The organism is Pseudoalteromonas sp. SG44-8 (genome assembly GCF_014164125.1).
Classification (GTDB): domain Bacteria; phylum Pseudomonadota; class Gammaproteobacteria; order Enterobacterales; family Alteromonadaceae; genus Pseudoalteromonas; species Pseudoalteromonas rhizosphaerae.
The window spans coordinates 1-21450 of the sequence record NZ_JACJEQ010000045.1 but is presented as its reverse complement, the minus strand read 5'-3'; the positions used below and the strand labels follow the sequence as shown (position 1 = coordinate 21450).

The 21450-nt window shown below is 40.3% G+C and carries 17 protein-coding genes and 1 tRNA gene; 6 read left to right on the top strand and 12 right to left on the bottom strand.

The genetic code is table 11. The features are described 5' to 3' along the window. Positions 1-323: 323 nt before the first annotated feature. The 3 genes from H5163_RS20195 to arsJ all read left to right on the top strand — a co-directional run bounded on the left by H5163_RS20195 (position 324) and on the right by arsJ (position 3512). Entirely contained in the window at positions 324-1166 is an 843-nt protein-coding gene (locus tag H5163_RS20195) for a metalloregulator ArsR/SmtB family transcription factor (protein ID WP_145238748.1), read from the top strand. Positions 1167-1265: 99 nt separating this feature from the next. Next, positions 1266-2276, top strand: coding sequence for an ArsJ-associated glyceraldehyde-3-phosphate dehydrogenase (locus H5163_RS20190; RefSeq protein ID WP_182735832.1), 1011 nt, complete (start codon positions 1266-1268; stop codon positions 2274-2276). Between the two features lie 6 nt (positions 2277-2282). After that, entirely contained in the window at positions 2283-3512 is a 1230-nt protein-coding gene (gene arsJ / locus H5163_RS20185) for an organoarsenical effux MFS transporter ArsJ (RefSeq protein WP_182732027.1), read from the top strand. On the opposite strand, the gene H5163_RS20180 is transcribed toward arsJ, so the two are convergent. After that, a complete protein-coding gene (locus tag H5163_RS20180; RefSeq protein ID WP_182732028.1) occupies positions 3506-4273 on the bottom strand; it encodes an EAL domain-containing protein in 768 nt (255 codons plus the stop codon). The genes arsJ and H5163_RS20180 overlap by 7 nt on opposite strands. A 349-nt stretch (positions 4274-4622) precedes the next feature. On the opposite strand from H5163_RS20180, the gene H5163_RS20175 reads away from it, so the two are divergent. Further along, positions 4623-5060 (top strand): hypothetical protein, encoded by a 438-nt coding sequence (locus tag H5163_RS20175; protein WP_182735831.1) that lies wholly within the window; start codon positions 4623-4625, stop codon positions 5058-5060. A 71-nt stretch (positions 5061-5131) separates the two neighbouring features. Here H5163_RS20175 and H5163_RS20170 read toward each other — a convergent pair. From H5163_RS20170 to H5163_RS20145, 6 genes are all read right to left on the bottom strand, one after another. Beyond that, positions 5132-5208 (bottom strand) — tRNA-Ile (locus H5163_RS20170). A 282-nt stretch (positions 5209-5490) separates the two neighbouring features. Next, the gene (locus H5163_RS20165) at positions 5491-5826 is read right to left on the bottom strand and encodes a low molecular weight protein tyrosine phosphatase family protein (RefSeq protein WP_259399839.1); all 336 of its coding nucleotides are present in this window, start codon (positions 5824-5826) and stop codon (positions 5491-5493) included. A 14-nt stretch (positions 5827-5840) separates the two neighbouring features. Further along, complete coding sequence (gene prfH, locus H5163_RS20160) at positions 5841-6542, bottom strand: peptide chain release factor H (RefSeq protein ID WP_145238719.1); 702 nt, start codon at positions 6540-6542, stop codon at positions 5841-5843. Continuing rightward, positions 6539-7729, bottom strand: a complete 1191-nt coding sequence (locus H5163_RS20155) for an RNA ligase RtcB family protein (RefSeq protein WP_182735829.1) — start codon at positions 7727-7729, stop codon at positions 6539-6541. The genes prfH and H5163_RS20155 overlap by 4 nt, the downstream gene beginning before the upstream one ends. Before the next feature lie 612 nt (positions 7730-8341). Further along, positions 8342-8992, bottom strand: a complete 651-nt coding sequence (locus H5163_RS20150; protein WP_182735828.1) for a hypothetical protein — start codon at positions 8990-8992, stop codon at positions 8342-8344. Positions 8993-9363: 371 nt separating this feature from the next. Then, entirely contained in the window at positions 9364-10548 is a 1185-nt protein-coding gene (locus tag H5163_RS20145) for an NAD(P)/FAD-dependent oxidoreductase (protein ID WP_182732052.1), read from the bottom strand. Positions 10549-10872: 324 nt separating this feature from the next. Here H5163_RS20145 and H5163_RS20140 point away from each other — a divergent pair, with 324 nt between their 5' ends. Beyond that, complete coding sequence (locus H5163_RS20140) at positions 10873-12999, top strand: S8 family peptidase (protein WP_182735827.1); 2127 nt, start codon at positions 10873-10875, stop codon at positions 12997-12999. 108 nt (positions 13000-13107) lie between these two features. Here H5163_RS20140 and H5163_RS20135 read toward each other — a convergent pair whose 3' ends face one another. The 5 genes from H5163_RS20135 to prlC form a co-directional block, all read right to left on the bottom strand. After that, positions 13108-13581 (bottom strand): peroxiredoxin, encoded by a 474-nt coding sequence (locus H5163_RS20135; protein WP_145238704.1) that lies wholly within the window; start codon positions 13579-13581, stop codon positions 13108-13110. Positions 13582-13686: 105 nt separating this feature from the next. Further along, on the bottom strand, positions 13687-15612 hold the full coding sequence (locus tag H5163_RS20130) for a methyl-accepting chemotaxis protein (protein ID WP_182735826.1): 1926 nt from the start codon (positions 15610-15612) through the stop codon (positions 13687-13689). A 121-nt stretch (positions 15613-15733) separates the two neighbouring features. Next, entirely contained in the window at positions 15734-16489 is a 756-nt protein-coding gene (locus H5163_RS20125; RefSeq protein WP_145238699.1) for a class I SAM-dependent methyltransferase, read from the bottom strand. 57 nt (positions 16490-16546) lie between these two features. Beyond that, a complete protein-coding gene (locus tag H5163_RS20120; RefSeq protein ID WP_182735825.1) occupies positions 16547-17728 on the bottom strand; it encodes a two-component system response regulator in 1182 nt (393 codons plus the stop codon). Positions 17729-17854: 126 nt separating this feature from the next. Further along, a complete protein-coding gene (prlC, locus tag H5163_RS20115; protein ID WP_145238693.1) occupies positions 17855-19906 on the bottom strand; it encodes an oligopeptidase A in 2052 nt (683 codons plus the stop codon). Between the two features lie 131 nt (positions 19907-20037). On the opposite strand from prlC, the gene gorA reads away from it, so the two are divergent. After that, complete coding sequence (gorA, locus tag H5163_RS20110) at positions 20038-21399, top strand: glutathione-disulfide reductase (protein WP_149982657.1); 1362 nt, start codon at positions 20038-20040, stop codon at positions 21397-21399. The last annotated feature ends 51 nt before the right edge of the window (positions 21400-21450 follow it).

Genomic DNA, 21450 nt, shown 5'->3' with positions numbered 1-21450 from the left:
TAAACTCAAGTTTTACTCGACTAACTGATTAACTCTTGCCTCGCTAAGCGTTGCTGTCTGCCGTCTCAGTGGGGTCGCATTATAGGGCGCGGCGAATTTTACGCAAGCGTTTTTTAAAGAAAACTATAAAAAACATGCCTTACGCTTACTTTTTAGCCAAGATGCTTAAAAACACATCTAAAAAATAGATAATCGCTATTGTTCAATCCTTCTAAAATAGGGTTTCACATTCATATACGTTGATATTAATAACACTAGTATTGTATATATGAAATTTCATATATACACTTAATGGATATTGTCAGTCAGAATATTTAATTTACATGTCCCAAAGTAATAGCTCAAAGCAAAGTGTGCTCTTTCTGTGCACTGAGAATTCAGCCCGTTCACAAATGGCAGAAGTATTACTGAGAAATAAAGCGGGAGAGATTTTTGATGTTTATAGTGCTGGGATCGCTCCTAAAGATATTGATCCTAGAACAATTAATTGTTTGCAAAAGTTTAACTTGCCGATAACTGAGCTCAGCGCAAAACATATAGCTGAGTTTACAGATAAGACTTTTGATTATGTTATTACGCTATGTGAAAGAGCAAACAATGAATGCAGAGCTTATAAAGGCGCACTGTTGCAACTTGCGTGGGATATTGCAGATCCAAAAGTAATGGTAGGTTTAGAGCCCTTTGTCGCAACCCTCTATGAACTTGATAAACGACTGGATATGTTTATTGACGTACACGGTAATATTAATAACCTGCAATCACATCAGTATGTGCCACTATGTAGTAGTACCATCTCAGATCAAGATAACGAGTTATCGATAGATCCAAGCATATTTTATAAATGCTTAACTGATCAGATCCGATTAAAAACTTTAATGTTAACCAACTACTATGGCGAGTTATGTGTTTGCGAATTAATGGTAGCACTGCAAGAGCAAAGCCAACCAAAGGTATCGCGTAACTTAGCCGTATTAAAGAAAGCCGGCATCATTACAGATAGAAAGCACGGACAATGGGTGTTTTACCAAATTAATCCAAGATTGCCACAATGGAGCAAGACGATTATTAGTACAACCACTGAAAGTAATCTCCATCTGATCATCAACAGCCTTAAGCGATTAGCGACTATGCATAAACGACCTAATAAAGTGAGCTTTTGCAGTTAACGATAACTTTAATAAACACAGCACAATTTAACATTGGCTAACGTAATGAAGCGCTAGCTTTACCGCACTTACAACCCAACAATTAATCAGGATGTAATTATGACAGTAAAAGTAGGTATAAATGGTTTTGGCCGTATGGGCCGATTATCAATGCGCGCAGCATTTGATTGGCATGATATAGAAATTGTCCATATTAACGATCCAGGCGGTAATGCTGAAACATTCGCTCATTTAATGACGTTTGATTCAGTACACGGTAAATGGCATCACGAAGCAAGTCATACTGAAGATACTATTATAATTAATGGTAAAACAATTGCTTTTACGCAAAACACTAAAACAGAACAGACTGATTGGTCAAACTGTGATGTCGTTATTGAAGCGTCGGGTAAAATTAAAACCAAGACACTACTGCAAGCTTACCTAGATCAAGGTGTAAAACGCGTTGTTGTTACAGCACCAGTAAAAGAAGAGGGTATTTTAAATGTAGTAATAGGTGTAAACGACCACCTTTATAATAAAGAGATTTACCCAATCATTACCGCTGCATCATGCACAACTAACTGCTTAGCACCAGTAGTAAAAGTTATTCATGAAAAGATTGGCATCAAGCATGGCTCAATCACCACCATTCATGACATAACCAACACCCAAACAATTATTGATGCGCCGCATAAAGACTTACGCCGTGCACGTTCATGCGGCACAAGTTTGATCCCCACTACAACTGGTTCAGCTACTGCAATAACGCATATATTTCCAGAGTTAAAAGGTAAACTAAATGGCCATGCTATTCGCGTACCGCTAACTAACGCATCAATTACTGACTGTGTATTTGAACTTGAGCGCGGTACCACCGTTGCTGAAGTAAATAAATTACTTAAGGATGCTGCTGAAAATGAACTAAAAGGCATTATGGGCTACGAAGAACGCCCACTGGTATCTATTGACTACAAAACCGATCCTCGTTCCAGCATCATTGATGCGCTATCAACCATGGTGATCAACGACACTCAAGTAAAACTTTATGTGTGGTACGACAATGAATGGGGCTACGCGAACCGAACTGCGGAACTGGTACGTAAAGTTGGTCTAGCTGACAAGGAATAATTAACCGTGGATCGATTCACAGCACTCTCCCCACAAATAAAACAATATTTGATCATTACCGGTAATTACTGGGCATTTACTTTAACTGATGGCGCACTGCGGATGCTCGTGGTGCTGTATTTTTATCAATTAGGTTACAGCCCACTTAGTATTGCTATGTTGTTTTTGTTTTATGAAATTTTTGGTGTGATCACCAATTTAGTGGGCGGATGGCTGGGAGCTCGATTCGGCCTGAATAAAACCATGAACATTGGCTTAGCATTACAAATTGTGTCTTTGGCAATGCTTATGGCACCTGTAGATACACTCACCGTAATTTATGTGATGGCTGCGCAGGCGCTTTCAGGGATCGCAAAAGATCTGAATAAAATGAGCGCCAAAAGCGCTATTAAGTTACTAGTACCAAAAGACGCGCAAGGCCAGCTTTTCAAATGGGTGGCTATTTTAACGGGTTCTAAAAATGCGTTAAAAGGTGTTGGCTTCTTTTTAGGTGGTGTACTGCTGACTTTGCTAGAGTTTCATGGCGCAATGCTAATCATGATCTGCATGCTCACTATGGTTTGGCTATTTAGTGTATTCGCATTAAAAGAAGATTTAGGCAAAGCTAAAAATAAAGCCAAATTTAGTGAGCTATTCTCTAAGAGCAAAGCAATTAATGTACTTTCTGCGGCACGACTATTTTTGTTTGCCGCCAGAGATGTTTGGTTTGTTGTGGCGCTACCGGTATTTTTGGCGGCTACATTTGCTTGGGATCACTGGTGGGTTGGCGGCTTTATGGCATGCTGGATTATTGGTTATGGCATAGTGCAGTCTTTTGCGCCTTATATTACAAACATAATGAGTACAGGAAAAAAATCAGTTCAGGTGCCCTGTGGCCGTAGCGCTTTTTTATGGGCCAGTTACTTAACAGCTATACCGGCCATTATTGCCTTAGCTCTGCATTTTGACTTTTATATACAAGCATCCGTTATTATCGGTTTACTGATATTTGGTGCGGTGTTTGCGATTAACTCATCATTGCATAGCTATTTAATTGTAAGCCTTGCTGATAGTGATGGCGTGTCACTTGATGTGGGCTTTTACTATATGGCAAATGCCATGGGCAGATTATTAGGCACAGTGCTTTCGGGCTGGGTATATCAACAACACGGGCTAGAAGCTTGCTTGTGGATCTCAAGCTGCTTTATTGCCCTAGCAGCATTGTTATCGCTCGCGTTACCAAAGAGTAATCAATAGTCATTAAAATCAATCGTTGGTAAACTCTCAAAACCTGGTTTTGCAAATAAATAGCCTTGCATTAATTCTATGCCCGCTGCTTTTAGCCAAGTATATTCCTGAAGAGTCTCTATCCCTTCAGCTAGCGGAGTGATATTTAGATCACGAAACATATTTAAGCTATGGGTCACAATTGCTTGGCGTACTTTATCTGAATCTATATTGCGAATAAGCTCCATATCTAACTTAATAATATCAGTCTGAAAATCGGCTAATAAATTAAGTCCTGAATAACCAGATCCAAAATCATCCGTGGCTGTTGTAAAACCTAACGACTGGTAATACTCAACCACTCGCTTTATATGAGCACTATCTTCTATTTTCTCAACTTCAGTAAACTCAAACATAATACGTTGAGTAGGAAAATTATATTTTTTAGCGGCTTCTAATGTAGTACGAATACAGCGTTCTGGCTTATAAATAGCATTAGGTAAGAAATTAATGCTTAACATCGAATCAACGCCTAGTTTTGCGGCTAATGCAATTGCCTTAATGCGACATAGCTGGTCAAAAGTATAACGATTAGCATCATTCACTTTAGAAATAACTGAATACGCAGATTCATTATTTAAACCACGAACAAGTGCCTCATAACCAAAAATAGAGTTAGTTTGGCAATTTATAATTGGTTGAAATGCCATTGTAAAATCAAAACCAAGGCTTTCTTCATCCGTGCAATTGCTACACAACACTCTATCGCATTCCATTGATTTATCATTCACTAATTAAACCTCCCCAATCTTTTATCTTAAGGTTAGTTGTTATTTTACAACACCGCAATCAATCTTACAGAATTACAGCAAGGAGTAATTCTTCGAGAACTTTTAAAACAAACAGCTTGTTTGTCAACAGCTAAACTGATGAGAATATTTTTTACAAAAAAGTATCCAAAATATTGAGGCAAATTATCACACCTTTAAGGAAATAGCATTAAATGCCATTAACATAACCTTTAATTAGTAATATTTAATCTTAAAAATACAGACCCTATTTTTGGAACGAAAAGTGCATAAAAATATTTATTCAGACCTGAACTAAAATCAGTCAATTTTTTATCACGTAGAGGACTTTATGAAGTTGAATGCTTTTCATCCACAAATACAAATTGAATCACATAATATAAAGCAAAATAATTTAAATACACAATCGACTACAAGCAACGTAGATGTAAAGTCTCAGAATGATAAAACAAGCACTTCTGAAAACAGAAATATTGCGAACACTGACAGTAAAGAAGATGATGAAACCAAACAGCCTGAGGAAACTTCGCAGGAACAAACTCTAAAGAACATAGATCAACTACAGAATAAAATAAAAACGGTAAAAAATGACGAAACATTATCTAAAACACAGCAACAACAGCAATTAACGGAGCTAAATAAGCAATTAGATGATGAATTAAGTTTTATACAGTTAACGGTTAGAAAAAATGTCTCAACCTTAGTCAATAGCTTATTTACATCTGCAGGTAATACAAGTTCAGGATTGTTATTTAATAACAAAGCGTAAATATCGTATTGATAAAACGAACAACTGAGTAATTTTGTTTATTAGGAATTTACTTGGAAATCGTGTAAAAGTGGTGGCCCCTCCCAGACTCGAACTGGGGACCTAACGATTATGAGTCGTGTGCTCTAACCAACTGAGCTAAGGGGCCATTTTGTATTAGCTTATGTTTTTAAAAAACAAAGCTAAATTTTTGAAGCGTTTAACCACCTAAGCGACTAAAGCGGGTTGCAGTATAAAAAGTTTTTACTGGCTTGTCACTAGCAAAAACCTTTATTTTAACAATCAATAAGCTAACTGCTTAAATAGTAGTCGCAAAAAGCTTTTATTGGTGACTAAAGCCATTCACACGAGTACTTGTATCATGTAGGAACGACTTTAGTCGCGAATGTTTTATCTTGTTCGTACCGACTCACAAACAAGATAAAAAACGCTACACTAAAGTTAGTGCTAAATAGCTGCCAACGCTTTGTTTTATAATACTTACTAACTCGTTATCCATATATTGGTATTCATCAGCAATATCTAATACTTGAATATCTTTATACGTTAATAAATCTCCAAATTGCGCTTTTAGTCTATTTTTGTGTTTTTGCTCCATAACAAATATGACATCAGCCCATTGCATCATTTTGGCATTCACTGTTCTCTTTGCATTAGGGCTGGTGCCTGCTGAGCTAACAGCAAGCTCTGGGTGATTTTTCCATACTTGCTCACCCGTTGGGCTTCGCCACTGATTGCGACTACAAATGAAAAGTACATTTGTCACTTTATGTTCCTTCATTAATTATGTACTCCTTTATTAACTGAGCAGTCACGGTTTAAAACAAACTTTTCACCAGTGAATGTTTTTACAGGGTTACCACGCTCAACTTCCCAGTGCTGCTGCCAACGTGCTGTTTCTTGCTGAGTCATTTTATCCAACGCTACTTGCTCTAGTTTTTGAAACAACAACACACTTGCTAAACGCTTATTGGCATGTTGACTGCGCTCACTCTCAACACGTACCGAAGTCCCCGTTGCTGTGTGAGTTGCTCTTACCGCTGAATCAGTAGTATTAACATGTTGACCGCCAGCGCCAGACGCGCGGCATGTTTGAAAAGTTACGCCTTTATCAAGCTTACTTTCATCAATATCGAACAGTTGCCCGCTAAAAAACCAGTTTTTACGTTTATGCTTAAGCCGATACTGACTTTGACACACCCACAACATAGTACCTTGCCATGACTGAGCCAATTGCTTAACTTGGCTTTCCTTTTCTGAATAAAATTTTGTTAAATAAGCTGTTGTTGAATCTAGCTGCCCTGAACCAACTTGTAATAGTACCGATTTAAAACAGTCCAGCTCTTTAGTAGCAACGGTTTCAACAATATCGAGCCTTATGCCCTTTTCTCGACATTGCTTTTCAATCGTTTTCAGCGCCAAACCAACAGCTTTGCAACACTCGATAGGGCCCTGCCCAGCAGATAGTTGTAGTAATATCATGATGAACAATCTCCATTTGTTTTAAAGGTTAGTATCGGGCGTAACTTAGCCACAACTTCAATTAACCCTGCATCGACCATATCGCTGATCACCGTTTCGCACTTTTTGTATGCTTGTGGTGCTTCGTCGTATAGCAATTCTTTATTACCACAAACAACTCTGCTGCCTAACGCTGTACGATATAAATCTTCGCGCTTGTATTTATGACCTAATCGGCCATGGCACTCACCACGCTGCCATTTTCGCCCCGCGCCGTGTGCAAGTGAAAATAAACTGGTATTGATACTTTCCTGCACTGTTAGATCATTACCAATAAACTCTGTAAATACAGGTTTTACAAGATAACTGTAATCGCCACGAGAGCCTGGGATCACTACATAGCCTTTATCACTCGGTGTAGCACCTTTTCTGTGTAACCAGCCATCACAACCGTCAATGTTTTTAGCCGATACTAAATTATGGTTAATATCTAAGGTACACTCACCATTTGCTCGTATAGCCTCTAAAAACCGCTTAGCGATCAGCTCACGATTAAGTTCAGCAAAGCGCACAGCTTCATCATGCTTGCTCATGTAATCTTTAAAGTCAGCATCACTTTCACATAAGCCATCGTGATTATGACCCGCTATATGTTCAACCAATATTGATTGCCCTAACCCACGCGAGCCTGAATGAACCAATAATTGAAGATGCTTTTTACTTAGCCCTAACTCATCTAAGGCACTTTGATTGTATATCTCATCAATAGCTTGAAACTCAGCAAAATGATTACCTCCACCAATGGTACCCAAGGCACTATCATAACCCTTGGTAGTAATATTTTTTGCCGCTTTGTTACTTTCTATGATTGAGAACCAACTTTCATCAAGTGGCAGCTCAATATGTGTAAATTTTTTGGCAAGTTTATCTAGATTTACTTTTGCTACTTTGGCTGTGGTTTGCCACAGCGCCATACCACAGCCAATATCGTTACCCACTAATGCAGGGTAAATTTTGTTGGTAGTGAAAAATGCAGCCCCGATAGGATACCCTCTACCTGGGTGTAAATCAGGCATGCCCGCAACGCGTTGCATACCATTTAGCTCTGATGTTTTGATCAGTTGCTGTATCGCCAGCCCCTCAATCCACGTATCAGCAGACGCAATAAGGCTAACTTTATCAGTTATTTTTTGGACGGATTTGCCCATAATACCAATTCCTTTTTCTTTGTTAGAAAAATAGGATTAAAACGAAATACGAATTGGCAGGTCTGGATCTATTTTGAAATCAAACGAAAGGAACGCGTTTAAACGCAATGCTTACCTAAATGTACTTAATATATAAAAGCGTGTTTAAGTAACAAGTTTCTTATCGGATAAGACCTGCAAAGGATGTTGATGTAATTGTCATAGTATTTTCTCCTTCACAGTTAGTTGATGAATCCAACACTTAGGGTAAGTGCTGAACAATTGAACGAGCTCATGTTAATCAGTTTTTGAACATAAAGCAAACAAAAATTATGGCGTGTTTTATGTGCTTCTATATTTTATATATATGTTGTTACACGAGTATTTGCCCGAAGTAGGTATTTTAACTTACATACATGTTCTGTAAAACGAAGTGATTGAACAAGAAAACAAGGATAAAAGTAACCATTAACTAGTTAGTAGGAAATTTTGCGATTAACTCAGGTACTATGTTGAGGTAAGGGTATAAGTTCTTCTTTGAGCTGAATTGGTTAACTCCATGTTTGTCAAAATAGCTGTCTTAACAAAATTTGTACCAGCTCTTTTTTATTTCTAATAACTTCCACACCGTAGTCACTTTTTATCTAACCATTTGTTCATAGCTTGATCGTAGGCGTCGGTTACTTTTGTTTTAGCACAAGTGGTGCCTACTAAGTAACTATCTGGTAGGTCACTTTTTGGCATTACACCAGCTCCTATCGATACCTTTTTAAAGCAGTTATCTCCGAGGCGATAGATAGTTAATTGCATGCTTTGCTTTTCAACTTTTAATGGGTCTATGCTGGTTTGCTGGTACTCCTTTGGCACTGTAATACGCTGTGGTTGTGCTAAAGCTTGTGACGTTGGAGGTGTTGATCGGAATGTATTTTGCTGTTGCTTTAGTATGCTCTTTAAACCTAATTTAAGGTCTATTTTTTTATAGCTGTTAGAGTCTGTTTGTGCCTTGGGCGTTACAGGCTTTATTGTTTTTTTAATTTTTACAATCGTATTTGCAGCAGGAATAATTGGTTTTTCAAGCTTTTTCAACAGCGTGGCTTCGTCGTGCTGGTTGCTCTTCTTTTCTATTCTAGGCAATGACTTAGGCAACGCCATACTAACCATGTATGCTTTAATTGGGGGAGTGTCTATCGCTACAAATTTTGGGGTTTTAACACTCATTAATATTGAAAAAATTATCCCGTGGAGCAGTAATGAAATAATAAAAGGCCAGCGCCACGTTGTCACAATATTTGTTCCCTAAACAATAAGTGTTCCCTATAACACTAATTTAATATGACCACATAGACGCTGCAAAGTTCCAAATATGAACATTTTGTTATTATTTGACTTGGCATTAAAAAATATTCAAACACTTGTTTTAAAATGACTTTCATATTTTTTATGTTTGCTTCAACTCAAGATACGTCTTTAGACGAAGTAGCTAATTGGAAGCAGGTTAGAACTGATGAGGTTCTTTTTTGATTTGCAAAAGAACACAAAATAGGTGTAATAAGAATTGTGTAACTGCTCATTATCTATAACCTTAAATCAGCTAGAGAAATGAGCATGTTGTAGCATATCTCACTACGGGCAAACTTTATTGTCTCTACACAAAGCTAACAATACTGCCCTGCTGCGAAGCCGCAGCTCCAAGCATATTGGAAGTTATAGCCTCCTAGCCAACCGGTTACGTCGGTTACTTCACCAATAAAGTACAGCCCTTGGGCTTTTTTCGCTTCAAAGGTTTTTGAGCTAAGTTCGTCGGTGTCTATACCGCCTAGAGTTACTTCCGCTGTGCGGTAACCTTCGGTGCCGTTGGGTTTAATTTGCCAGTTATGAATGTAATTAGCTAGATCGTCAATTTGGCTATGGGTGAGCTGATTTACATTGCAATCTGGAATAGCTTTACTCTCATGCAGTATTTCAATAAAGCGTTTTGGCAAAATAGTCGCTAGGCTATTTTTTAATGATTTTTGTGCTTGGGTTTCTCGCCATGTTGCTAATTGCTCTGTTAAATCAAGCTCTGGTAACAGGTTTATAGTCACTGCTTGCCCTGCTCGCCAAAATGAGCTGATTTGTAATATAGCGGGGCCTGATAAACCACGGTGAGTAAATAGGATGTTTTCTTTAAAACTTGTGCCATCTTCACTGCTGACGATACATGGCACGCTAATACCCGATAACCCTTCAAAGCGGTCCTTATCATGTTGGTGCAAGGTAAATGGTACAAGTGCTGCCATGGTCGGTAATACTTTTAAGCCAAATTGCTCAGCAATTTTATACCCTATTGGTGTTGCGCCTAGTTTTGGCATGGTTAAGCCACCAGCGGCAACAACGAGTGACTCACAGCTGTATGACTGTTGTTCTGTGATCACGAGATAGCCAGTAGCGGTTTTTTCAACGCTAAGCACTTCGTTACGCAGCGCAACATTAACACCCGCCCACTCGCACTCAGTTAGCAAAATATCAACGATATCTTGTGCGCTATTGTCGCAAAATAACTGCCCAAGGGTTTTATGGTGATACGCCAAACCGTGTCTGTCCACCAGCTCAATAAAATCATGCTGGGTATAACGGCTTAAACACGATTTTACAAAGTGTGGATTACCACATAAATAGTTTTCAGGGCTGGCGTTTTCATTGGTGAAGTTACAACGTCCGCCGCCGCTGATGAGAATTTTACGACCAGGCTTTTTGCCCATATCAAGCACTGTAACACTGCGGCCACGGTATCCTGCTTGTGCTGCACACATTAAACCTGCGGCTCCGGCACCGATCACTATTACATCTACTTGGGTCATTTGTTCATCTCATGAGGAAATTTTTGCAATTGTAGCAAATTTAAAAGTACAAACTGAGCGGTATTTCACTATTTTATTATTAACAACAAAGTGTGAAAAAATAAATGTTCACCTCGCCAGTCTACAAATTAATTAATACTTTATAACCACTGTAACGGCATAATAAAAGTCATAAAATCGTATTTAGCCATATAAACATCCCGATATAACTAAAATAGAGACATTAATAATAAAACGTTATTTTAACTATTTTAACAGATCATTTACTTTTGTTCCCCTTCACGACAATTCATCGTGAAGCTTAATAACAATCTAGGGATAATTATGACAACAAGAAAAATATTTAAAAAATGCGCTGTAGCGCTTACTGTGAGCGCGATATTTGCAGCGACATCAAGCATGGCAAATCCTAGCGAAGCAATAACACCATCTATTGCTGACATAACAACAAAACTACAAAGCCAAGATCCTCTCGGTACACGCTTTATCATCAAGTATAAAAATAATAGTAATGATATGGCAACATTTTCGATTGCTGATACTAGCCCACAAATGATGAATAAAAAGGCCCAAGGCTTTGTTAAAAACTTTACCAGTAAAAAAGGAAAAGTTAAGGCGCAATATATCCGTGCAATGGCATTGGACAATCATCATGTTATGCGTGCAAATAAAAAACTAAGCGCTGACGAAGCCCAACAATATATGCAAGAAGTAATGGCTTCAGGCAATGTTGAATACATTGAAATCGACCAGATGTTAAAACCATTTGCAACTCCTAACGACCCTCGTTATGACGACCAATGGCATTACTATGAGCAAGCTGGCGGGTTAAACCTTCCAACTGCATGGAATACCGCAACAGGTAGCGGTGTAACAGTGGCAGTATTAGATACTGGTTATCGTCCACACATTGATCTTAATGCCAATATTTTACCTGGCTACGATATGATTTCGGATACATTTGTCGCAAATGACGGCGGCGCACGCGATAGTGATGCACGCGATCCAGGTGATGCAGTATCTGCCGGTGAGTGTGGTAATAATAACAGTGCACAAGGTTCAAGCTGGCACGGAACCCATGTTGCAGGTACTGTTGCAGCCGTTACGAATAATGGCGAAGGTGTTGCTGGTGTTGCTTATGATGCTAAAGTTGTTCCGGTACGCGTACTTGGTAAATGTGGTGGTTTAACATCTGATATTGCCGACGGTATTATTTGGGCTTCAGGCGGGTCAGTGTCTGGCGTACCTGCTAATGCTAACCCTGCTGATGTCATCAATATGAGTTTAGGTGGCAGCGGCTCTTGTAGCTCAACAACACAAAACGCGATTAACCAAGCACGTAATAACGGCACTGTAATTGTCATTGCCGCAGGTAATGATAACGACAATGCTAACAACTATAACCCTGGTAACTGTAATGGCGTAGTAAATGTTGCATCGGTTGGTCGTAATGGTGGGCGAGCTTACTACTCAAACTATGGTACATCTATCGATGTTGCAGCACCTGGTGGTGCGCAAAGCTTTGCTAATGATTCAGAAGGTGTTTTATCTACACATAACTCAGGTTCATCAAGCCCTTCTAGTGACAGCTATCATTACTCACAAGGTACATCGATGGCAGCACCTCATGTTGCTGGTGTTGCTGCTCTTATTAAACAAGCAAAGCCAACTGCAACGCCTGATGAAATTGAAAGCATATTAAAATCAAGCACTCGCTCATTCCCTGCCACATGCAATAACTGTGGTACTGGTATTGTTGACGCTGCAGCCGCAGTTGCTGCTGCAAGCGGTGGTACTACACCACCCGTTGGCGGCAATGAGTTACTTGATGGCCAAGCTCAAACGGGCCTAAGTGGCGCTGCGAGTAGTGATACTTTTTATACAATGACTGTACCAAGTGGCGCAACTAATGTGACTTTCACTATGAGTGGCGGAACGGGTGATGCAGATTTATATGTACGCTCAGGTAGTAAACCCACTACATCAACTTATGATTGTCGTCCGTATAAAGGGGGTAACAGCGAAGAGTGCTCTATAGACAGCCCAACTGCTGGTACATATCATGTGATGGTACGTGGTTACTCGGCTTACTCAGGCGTGAGTTTAGTTGGTAATTTAACAACCTCTGGTAACACAGGTAATCCACAAGCAGGTGGTGGAACTGTGTCTGATATTTCAGCTAATGCAGGGCAATGGAAACATTATACCCTTGATGTTCCAGCAGGAATGGCAAGCTTTACCGTAACAACGTCTGGTGGCTCAGGTGATGCAGATTTATTTGTTAAGTTTGGCAGCCAACCAACAGGCTCTAGCTATGATTGCCGCCCATATAAAAACGGTAACGCAGAGACATGTACGTTTAGCAATCCTCAAGCAGGAACTTGGCACATGAGTGTGAATGCTTATAAAACCTTTGCCGGTTTAACGCTTGACGCACAATACCAGCCTTAATTAGCAATAAGGCATAGGGTTTGTATTAAACTCTATGCCTATAAGTGCTATTTGCCAGTTCCCTTGGTAACTTTGGCCGAATGAAAGTTCGGCTTTTTTAGCTCTTTTTTAAAGCTTTTCAAGTACCGCTTCTGCGCGACTTACTGCAAACTCTTTATCTTGTTCAACAAATAAACCTGTGACTTGCTGATCTTCAACAATCATTGCATAACGCGTTGAGCGTACACCACCAAATGCAGCAGTGTCTTTATCTAAACCAAGTGCTTTGGTAAAGCTAGCATCGCCATCGGCAAGCATCTCGATTGCTTGAGCATTATGTTGCTCACCCCATGCTTTCATTACAAACGCATCGTTTACTGATACACAGTAAATAGCGTCAACGCCTTTGGCTTTTATTTTATCTGCTAGAGTAATAAATTCAGGTAAATGTGCATTTGAACACGTAGGTGTAAACGCGCCTGGCACTGCAAATAACACCACTTTTTTACCTGCAAAAAGTGTTTCATTGGTAAGTGTTTGCATACCGTCGTCAGTAAGCTGTGTAAGACTAACGGCTGGTAATGTTTGACCTTGAGAAATCATGATATTTCCTTTTAAAGTGATGGGTTTTGAACAACACCAAAATAGCACAAAAGCGCAACCAACCCTAACATCGAGTTGCGAGTAATTGTGCCTTTGCAAGCAAAGTTACAATCCTAAACTACTGCGAATAGTATGCATTTGCTGCTGTAAACGCTGATGAATATCAGCCACTAATAAACTAGATTCACTCACCTGCCCTTTCATACTTTGCATTGACTGGCTGAAGTTCTCTAACAATGAGTTTTGCTGCTTTGCCAACTCCATGGCATCAAAAACGACTTTATTAGCATCCTGTGCATTATGAGCTACCCCTTCGGAGTTTCGTTTCAGCTCTTGGGCATTATCGGTTTGCAATTGAGCATCATCAGCTAATGCTGATATTTGCGTTGACACCATAGTTGAGTTTTCACTCAATAGATTGAGCTGGTTATTAATATCACTCAGCGAACCTTGTGTTTGCCGAGCTAACTTGCGTACTTCATCTGCAACCACAGCAAAACCACGGCCATGTTCACCTGCGCGCGCTGATTCGATCGCAGCATTGAGTGCCAGCAAATTAGTTTGATCTGCAATATTGCGGATCACTTCAATAACTTTCCCTACATCTTGTACACCACTGAGCAACTCTTGCAAGCTATGTAAACCTTGCTCCACCCGCTGTTGTGTATTTGAGCTAGCACTGAGCATGTTTTGGGCAAACCCTAAACTTTGCTCCATTGCTGAAAACGTATGCTTGGCGTTATCTGCTACTTTGCCGTTTATATCGTTTACTTGCTCACCAATATGTTGAATATCAGCCAATAATTCTTGATTTTGTTCAACTTGATGATGACTGGCATCTGTTTGCTGACTTATCGTATGTAGATGCTCGCTCATTTCTTGCATAAAATCGTTAATCACCTTGAGCATTTGTGCACGCTCTTCAGCCTCTAACCGTTGACGCTCAATTAACTGGTTAAAGTAACTAGCTATTTCACCAACTTCTGTTTTTGAGTTACTACTTTCAATATTTTTTAATTCGTTACTTTCGATTAAAAATGCAAAGCCATCACGTAATTGACGAAGCGGGGTTAATACTTGATTTCGCTGTACAAAGTAAACACCAACAGCCAATACAACCAACATGCCAATGGCAATACAAAACACTACAAATACTCGCTGCTTTAACGTACCTTGCTGAATTTTAAGTTGCTGCTCAGCATTTATCACCGTGTCAGAAAGTGTACTGATCTGTTTGCGCAGAGCCTGTATGCCTGTTTGACGCTGCTGAGCTTGTGCAATGGTGTTCTCTAAATCACGTGGGTAGCGGTTCGGCCAGCTTCTTAGCTCAGCCTTAATTTCACCTGCTAAATCTTCGGCTTCTTCATCTATAAACAAACTATCTTCATCAACTTCACTCATAACGCCCAAGTTTTCAAGCTCGTCAATCTGCTTTGCTAAACGGTTTAAGTTAGCAATACTTTGTTGTAAGTTGGTTTGTGTGTCTTGATCAAAACTAAGCATTAGCTGATAAGTAAACAACGACAAATTTGTCACTTCGCGGTAGTAATCACTGCCAAGCTGATAATAAGCCTGAGCGTTAGTATTTTGTTGCCCTGCTTTGTTAGCATAACCAATTAAAGAAGAAGCTGAGCCCGCCATTTGCCTAAGTGCATTATCAAGTAATGCTGTTTCATTACCTGACAGTTTACCTAAAGCACGATACTTACCTTTTATATCAGTATCGAGTTGGCTTAATTGCAGATCTAACTGTTGTTTTAAATCAATTGGTAAAATAGCAAGTTGGGTGTCTTTTACTTGGCTAATTAAATCCGACGCTTTCCCTAAATACTGACTATCGCCCTGTGCTAAGTAATCTTCTAGTAAGCCTTTTAAATCAACGAGTATTTTATTTTTTAATTGATTATAAGATTGGTCTTGTTGTTCGAGTTTAACTAAGGTTTGACTTGCCCAGTACAAGGTTCCGCCTAACAGCAGGCTAGCCAATGCCAGCAAAATAGCCAGCAACCGAGTGAATGATGACACGCGCATGAAATTAAATTCCTTTGGGTAACTGCGCGTACACTATTAACTATTTATGACAGTTTAATGAAAATCGATATGAAACTCTTATAACTTTATGGGAACAAAAATAAAAAATACGAATAAAGCCTCACACCATGGCGGCTTTGACATACACATCAAAGCGATTCTTTTTGGTTTTAATCTGCATGCTAGGCGTCTGATTATTTAAAAATGGTGCGTAATCAGGCCGCTTAACAACCACTCGCTTACTAGCCAGTGGGTAGGCAAATGCGAGTAAGTCATCAGCATCATTATCTGCGCCAACCAAGTCTTGAAACACCCGCATTTCTTTTTTAACCAGTGCTGACTTTTCACGGTGTGGAAACATTGGATCCAAATAAACTACATCTGGCATACTTTCGCATTGCGCGAGTAAGGTATGACTTGAGCCAAACACTAGGCTCATGTTTTGCTTCATCCACGGACCAATTTCATTATCGCTATAAGCACGTTGCAAACCATCATAAAGTAATGCTGCAACAACCGGATGGCGCTCATGTAAAATCACTTTACAACCCAGTGATGCTAACACAAAACCATCACGGCCAAGCCCTGCGGTCGCATCTAGAACAACGGGGGTCGCTCCTTTATTTAAACCCACCGCTTTAGCAATTGATTGCCCTTTACCGCCACCGAATTTACGCCGATGAGCAACAGCCCCAGTTACAAAGTCAACGCTAATAGCGCCAAGTTTTGGTTCATCGGTTTTTCGTAAGCTTAAGCCTTGATCATCATAATGAAGTGAAAAGCCTTCGCTTTGTGCCGCCCACTCAGCGAGCCCAAAACGCAGCTCAATTTCATTAAGATAAGGACGTACTTCTTTAAAAGGACACTGTATAACCAAAATAAACTCCGACCGTAAATAGCTTGCGAAGTATATCAATTGCTTAACGCTATAGCACTAAAATAGCTCAATATCAGTTTGCGAAGTAACGTCTTGAGAGTGCTCTGACGCGGCTGTGTTGCTCAAGCTTTCTATCAATTCGCTGCGCGATTCAATAATGTGATTGAGCTGATGCTTAATAAAAGCCAAGTCATCATTCAAGATAATTAACTGTAATTGTGTTTGCTCTAATTGCTCAACCTGCAATGCCAACGCTTGGTTCGCAGCAAAAGCGGGATCTTGCTGCATAAGTGCACGTAATTCAGATAACTGAGTTGTCAATTTAGCTACGGCTTCTTCACGCGCCTCGCTACTGACAAATAATTGCGAAGAAAGCTCATTGAAAGCATTACCAACCGCATGCGCTTGGGCTAGCGCCATTTCCTTTACTTCCATATCTTGAATTTTGGCATTGGTCACCTCCAAAATATGCGGGAATAAATCTTTATAGCGACCATACAGCACAACATCATCTAAAGGCATATTTTTAATTAAAATAGACACTTTAGGATAATTAACAATAGTACGACTACTAAAATCAACAAAGCGATTAGAGTAACGGTGCTTTTCTAATAACTCTTGCTCTAACGGACAAACACCACCGTCATCAGTACACACAACTCCTACATCTTGATACCAAAATGCCACAACCACATCGAGATTCAGCGGTCGGAAGAATTCAAAAAAATAGGCCGATAATGATTGCACATCATGGGCGTGATAGGTTTGCCCAACATAACGCATTATGCGCCCCATATCGCCGGAGTCAGTCATGGCGATTTCAGCAGTGCTCTGCGCGCGCGCAACATCATTTTTTAACTTAATAGAATGCTGACGATATTGATACAACACCCGAATACGCGCCATTAATTCTTCTGCATTAAAGGGCTTTACAATGTAATCGGCAGCACCGGCATTATAACCTTTAACACGTTCTGGTAATTCGCTTTTACCCGACAAAAACATCACTGGGGTATCTTTGGTTTGCTCATTACTTTTCAGCTCACGACACACTTCGTAGCCTGTTTTACCCGGCATTTCAACATCCAATAAAATAATGTCAGGGCTATATTTATAAGCTTGCCTTAAACCTTCTTCGCCATTTTTAGCATGAATTAACTGACAAAACCCCGCTAATGATTCCTCTATTACACGATGAACATATTTATCATCATCAATCGCCAGTACCAGTTTTGTCATGCCCAATTCCTTTTTATTAATTACTTAAAAAAGCATAGTACGGAGCCCTGATTTTGCGACAATTTATTACTCTAAATAGTAAAAAAGCGCCAAACGGCGCTTTTCAAGATTAAATATACGTAGTGCTTAAGCTGCAATACCACTGTGGCGCAATAGTGCATCGACACTTGGCTCACGACCACGGAAGTTTTTAAACAACTCCATTGGCTCTTCACTGCCGCCTTTTTCTAAAATATGCTGCATAAAGGCTTGCCCAGTTTCTGGGTTAAAAATACCTTCTTCTTCAAATTTGGAAAACGCATCAGCTGAGAGCACTTCGGCCCATTTATACGAATAATAACCTGCGCTATAACCACCAGCAAAGATATGGCTAAAACCATGTTGAAAACGGTTAAACTCTGGTGCTTTAACAACTGATGTATGGCTACGTACTTCATCTAAACGCGCTTGAATTTGGCATTCTTCACCCGCTTGATAATCGTTGTGAATTCTAAAATCAAATAACGAGAACTCGATTTGACGCAGCATTTGCATGCCTGAGTTATAGTTTTTAGCTGCTAGTAGTTTATCCAATAACTCTTTAGGCAATGACTCGCCCGTTTCATAGTGACCTGAAATAAAGTTAAGTGCTTCTTCTTCATAACACCAGTTTTCTAAAAACTGACTTGGCAGCTCAACGGCATCCCATGCAACACCATTAATACCCGCAACTGGCGCGGCATCAACTTGGGTTAGCATATGGTGAATACCATGGCCAAACTCATGGAATAAAGTGGTGACTTCATTATGAGTAAACAGTGCAGGCTTATCGCCTACCGCTTTATTAAAGTTACACACTAAATACGCTACAGGCGTTTGTAACTCACCATTGGCGCGTACTTTGCGACCCATGCAGTCATCCATCCACGCGCCACCGCGTTTGTGATCACGCGCGTATAAATCAAGATAAAAACGGCCACGCAGGGTATTGCTACTGTCGTAAATTTCAAAAAAGCGTACATCTTTATGGTAACTATCAATGTCTTTTAACTCTTTAACACTAATACCAAATAAACGATTTACTGTTTCAAACAAGCCGCTTAGTACTTTATCTGCGGGGAAATACGGGCGCAGTACTTCGTCTGATATTGCGTATTTCTCTTGCTTAAGCTTTTCACCGTAATAACCATAATCCCACGCAGCGAGTTGCTCAATGCCATGTTTTTCTTTAGCGTAAGCTTGTAGCTCAGCGAGCTCTTGCTCAGCTTGTGGTTTAGATTTAGCGGCTAAGTCTTCTAAAAATGAGAATACTTGCTCTGGCGTTTCAGCCATTTTAGTGGCTAATGATTTTTCAGCATAACTGGCAAAACCTAATAGTTGCGCAATTTCATGACGCAGCGCGAGTTCTTCACTCATAATCTCAGAGTTATCAAACTGACCAGCGTGTGGGCCTTGATCAGATGCGCGTGTTGCAAATGCCGTATACGTCTCTTCGCGTAATTCACGGTTATCAGCATAAGTCATGATCGGTAAGTAAGACGGGAAATCAAGGGTAAATACCCAGCCGTCCAATTCTTTGCTTGCTGCTGTATCTGCCGCTAACGCTAACGCCGACTCAGGTAAACCTGCGAGTTCGCTTTCATCAGTAATGTGCTTTTGCCAAGCCAATGTGGCATCCATCACGTTATTGCCAAATTTAGCCGCAAGTTCTGATAAACGTGCGCTGATCTCGCCGTAGCGCTTTTGCTGCTCAGGCGCCAAGGCGATGCCCGATAATTCAAAGCTACGCAATGCATTAGTAATAGTTTTTTGTTCAGCCGTACTTAACGTTTTAAACTCATCGCTGTTGTGCAGTGCGTTGTAGGCTTCATACAACCCTTGGTGTTGACCAACAAAGGTTGAATACTCTGAGATAAGTGGTAAACATTGTTCGTACGCTTCACGTAATTCATCGCTATTAACTACGGAGTTCATATGCGATACCGGAGAAAACATTCGCGATAATTTATCGTCAACTTCTTCAAGAGGTAACACTAAGTCCTGCCAAGTGAATGATTTATTAGCCAGCACTTCGTCTATTTTAGCGCGGCATTCGCTAATACCCGCTTTTAGCGCCGGCACAACATGCTCTGGCTTAATTTTTGAAAACGGTGGTAAGCCTTCAAGGCCTATTAGTGGGTTATTTTGTAAATCGCTCATGTTAGCTCTCAAATCGTTTCGAATATGATTTTTAAGTTGGGGCGTACGTCTCGAAATACAAGGGGCTTTTAACGGGTCTGCCATGTGTTATTATCAGAGAAATACGTTTTATATAAACTTGAGGACTAAAGATGGCTCAGCATTTTGATTACATTGCGATTGGCGGCGGCAGCGGCGGGATAGCGTCAGCTAACCGTGCAGCAATGCGTGGCGCGAAAGTGGCACTAATTGAAGCAAAACATATGGGTGGAACCTGTGTAAATGTAGGTTGTGTACCAAAAAAAGTAATGTGGCATGGCGCTCAAGTTGCTGAAGCAATTAACTTATACGCCCCTGATTACGGCTTTAATGTTGAAGTAAAAGAATTCAACTGGAGTAAACTAGTAGAAAGCCGTGAAGCCTATATTGGCCGCATTCATAAAGGTTACGATAATGGCCTTGCTAAAAACGGCGTAACAGTTATTAAAGGCTTCGCTAAATTTGTTGACAGTAAAACAATCGAAGTAGACGGCGAGCACTACACCGCCGATCATATTTTAGTGGCCGTAGGCGGTCGCCCTAGCATTCCAAATATCCCAGGTGCTGAACACGGCATCGATTCAAATGGCTTTTTTGAGCTGAATGAACAACCAAAACGCGTTGCCGTTGTTGGTGCCGGTTATATCGCGGTAGAGATTGCCGGTGTACTACATAGCCTAGGTACAGAAACCCATTTATTTGTTCGTAAAAATAAACCATTGCGCACCTTTGACCCATACATCATCGACACCCTTGTTGATATTATGGCCAAAGAAGGCCCGACGCTGCATACCGAATGCTCACCAAAAGAAGTAGTTAAAGAAAGCGATGGCAGCTTAACTATCCACTTTGAAAATGGCTACAGTCAAAATGTTGATCAAGTCATTTGGGCCATTGGCCGTACACCGACGACTGATAAGATTAACCTAGTCGCAGCGGGTGTTGAAGTAAACGAAGGCGGTTACGTTAAGGTAGACGAGTACCAAAATACCACGGCTAAAAATGTTTATGCTGTGGGTGATATCATCGAAGGCGGTATAGAGCTTACCCCTGTTGCAGTAAAAGCAGGCCGTACTTTATCAGAGCGTTTGTTCAATAAAGACCTGCCAGATGATTTAAAAATGGATTACAGCTTAGTTCCTACCGTGGTATTTAGCCACCCGCCAATTGGTACCATTGGTTTAACTGAGCAAGAAGCAATTTCGCAGTACGGCAACGAGAACGTAAAAGTGTATAAATCAAGCTTTGCAGCTATGTACACTGCGGTTACTCAGCATCGCCAAGCATGTAACATGATGCTAGTGTGCGCAGGCCCTGACGAGAAAGTTGTAGGCTTACACGGCTTAGGTTTTGCTGTTGATGAAATGATCCAAGGCTTTGCCGTGGCCATGAAAATGGGCGCAACCAAAGCAGATTTTGATGCCGTTGTTGCGCTGCACCCAACTGGCTCAGAAGAGTTTGTTACTATGCGCTAGCTAAAGGCTAAAGGCTAAAGGCTAAAGGCTAAAGGCTAAAGGCTAAAGGCT

Coding starts and splice junctions, on each gene's coding strand:
- H5163_RS20130 (WP_182735826.1), bottom strand. CDS start 15,612: ATGCGCGTGTCATCATTCACTCGGTTGCTGGCTATTTTGCTGGCATTG.
- gorA (WP_149982657.1), top strand. CDS start 20,038: ATGGCTCAGCATTTTGATTACATTGCGATTGGCGGCGGCAGCGGCGGG.
- H5163_RS20195 (WP_145238748.1), top strand. CDS start 324: ATGTCCCAAAGTAATAGCTCAAAGCAAAGTGTGCTCTTTCTGTGCACT.
- H5163_RS20120 (WP_182735825.1), bottom strand. CDS start 17,728: ATGACAAAACTGGTACTGGCGATTGATGATGATAAATATGTTCATCGT.
- prlC (WP_145238693.1), bottom strand. CDS start 19,906: ATGAGCGATTTACAAAATAACCCACTAATAGGCCTTGAAGGCTTACCA.
- H5163_RS20135 (WP_145238704.1), bottom strand. CDS start 13,581: ATGATTTCTCAAGGTCAAACATTACCAGCCGTTAGTCTTACACAGCTT.
- H5163_RS20145 (WP_182732052.1), bottom strand. CDS start 10,548: ATGACCCAAGTAGATGTAATAGTGATCGGTGCCGGAGCCGCAGGTTTA.
- H5163_RS20155 (WP_182735829.1), bottom strand. CDS start 7,729: ATGGGCAAATCCGTCCAAAAAATAACTGATAAAGTTAGCCTTATTGCG.
- H5163_RS20190 (WP_182735832.1), top strand. CDS start 1,266: ATGACAGTAAAAGTAGGTATAAATGGTTTTGGCCGTATGGGCCGATTA.
- H5163_RS20175 (WP_182735831.1), top strand. CDS start 4,623: ATGAAGTTGAATGCTTTTCATCCACAAATACAAATTGAATCACATAAT.
- H5163_RS20140 (WP_182735827.1), top strand. CDS start 10,873: ATGACAACAAGAAAAATATTTAAAAAATGCGCTGTAGCGCTTACTGTG.
- prfH (WP_145238719.1), bottom strand. CDS start 6,542: ATGATATTACTACAACTATCTGCTGGGCAGGGCCCTATCGAGTGTTGC.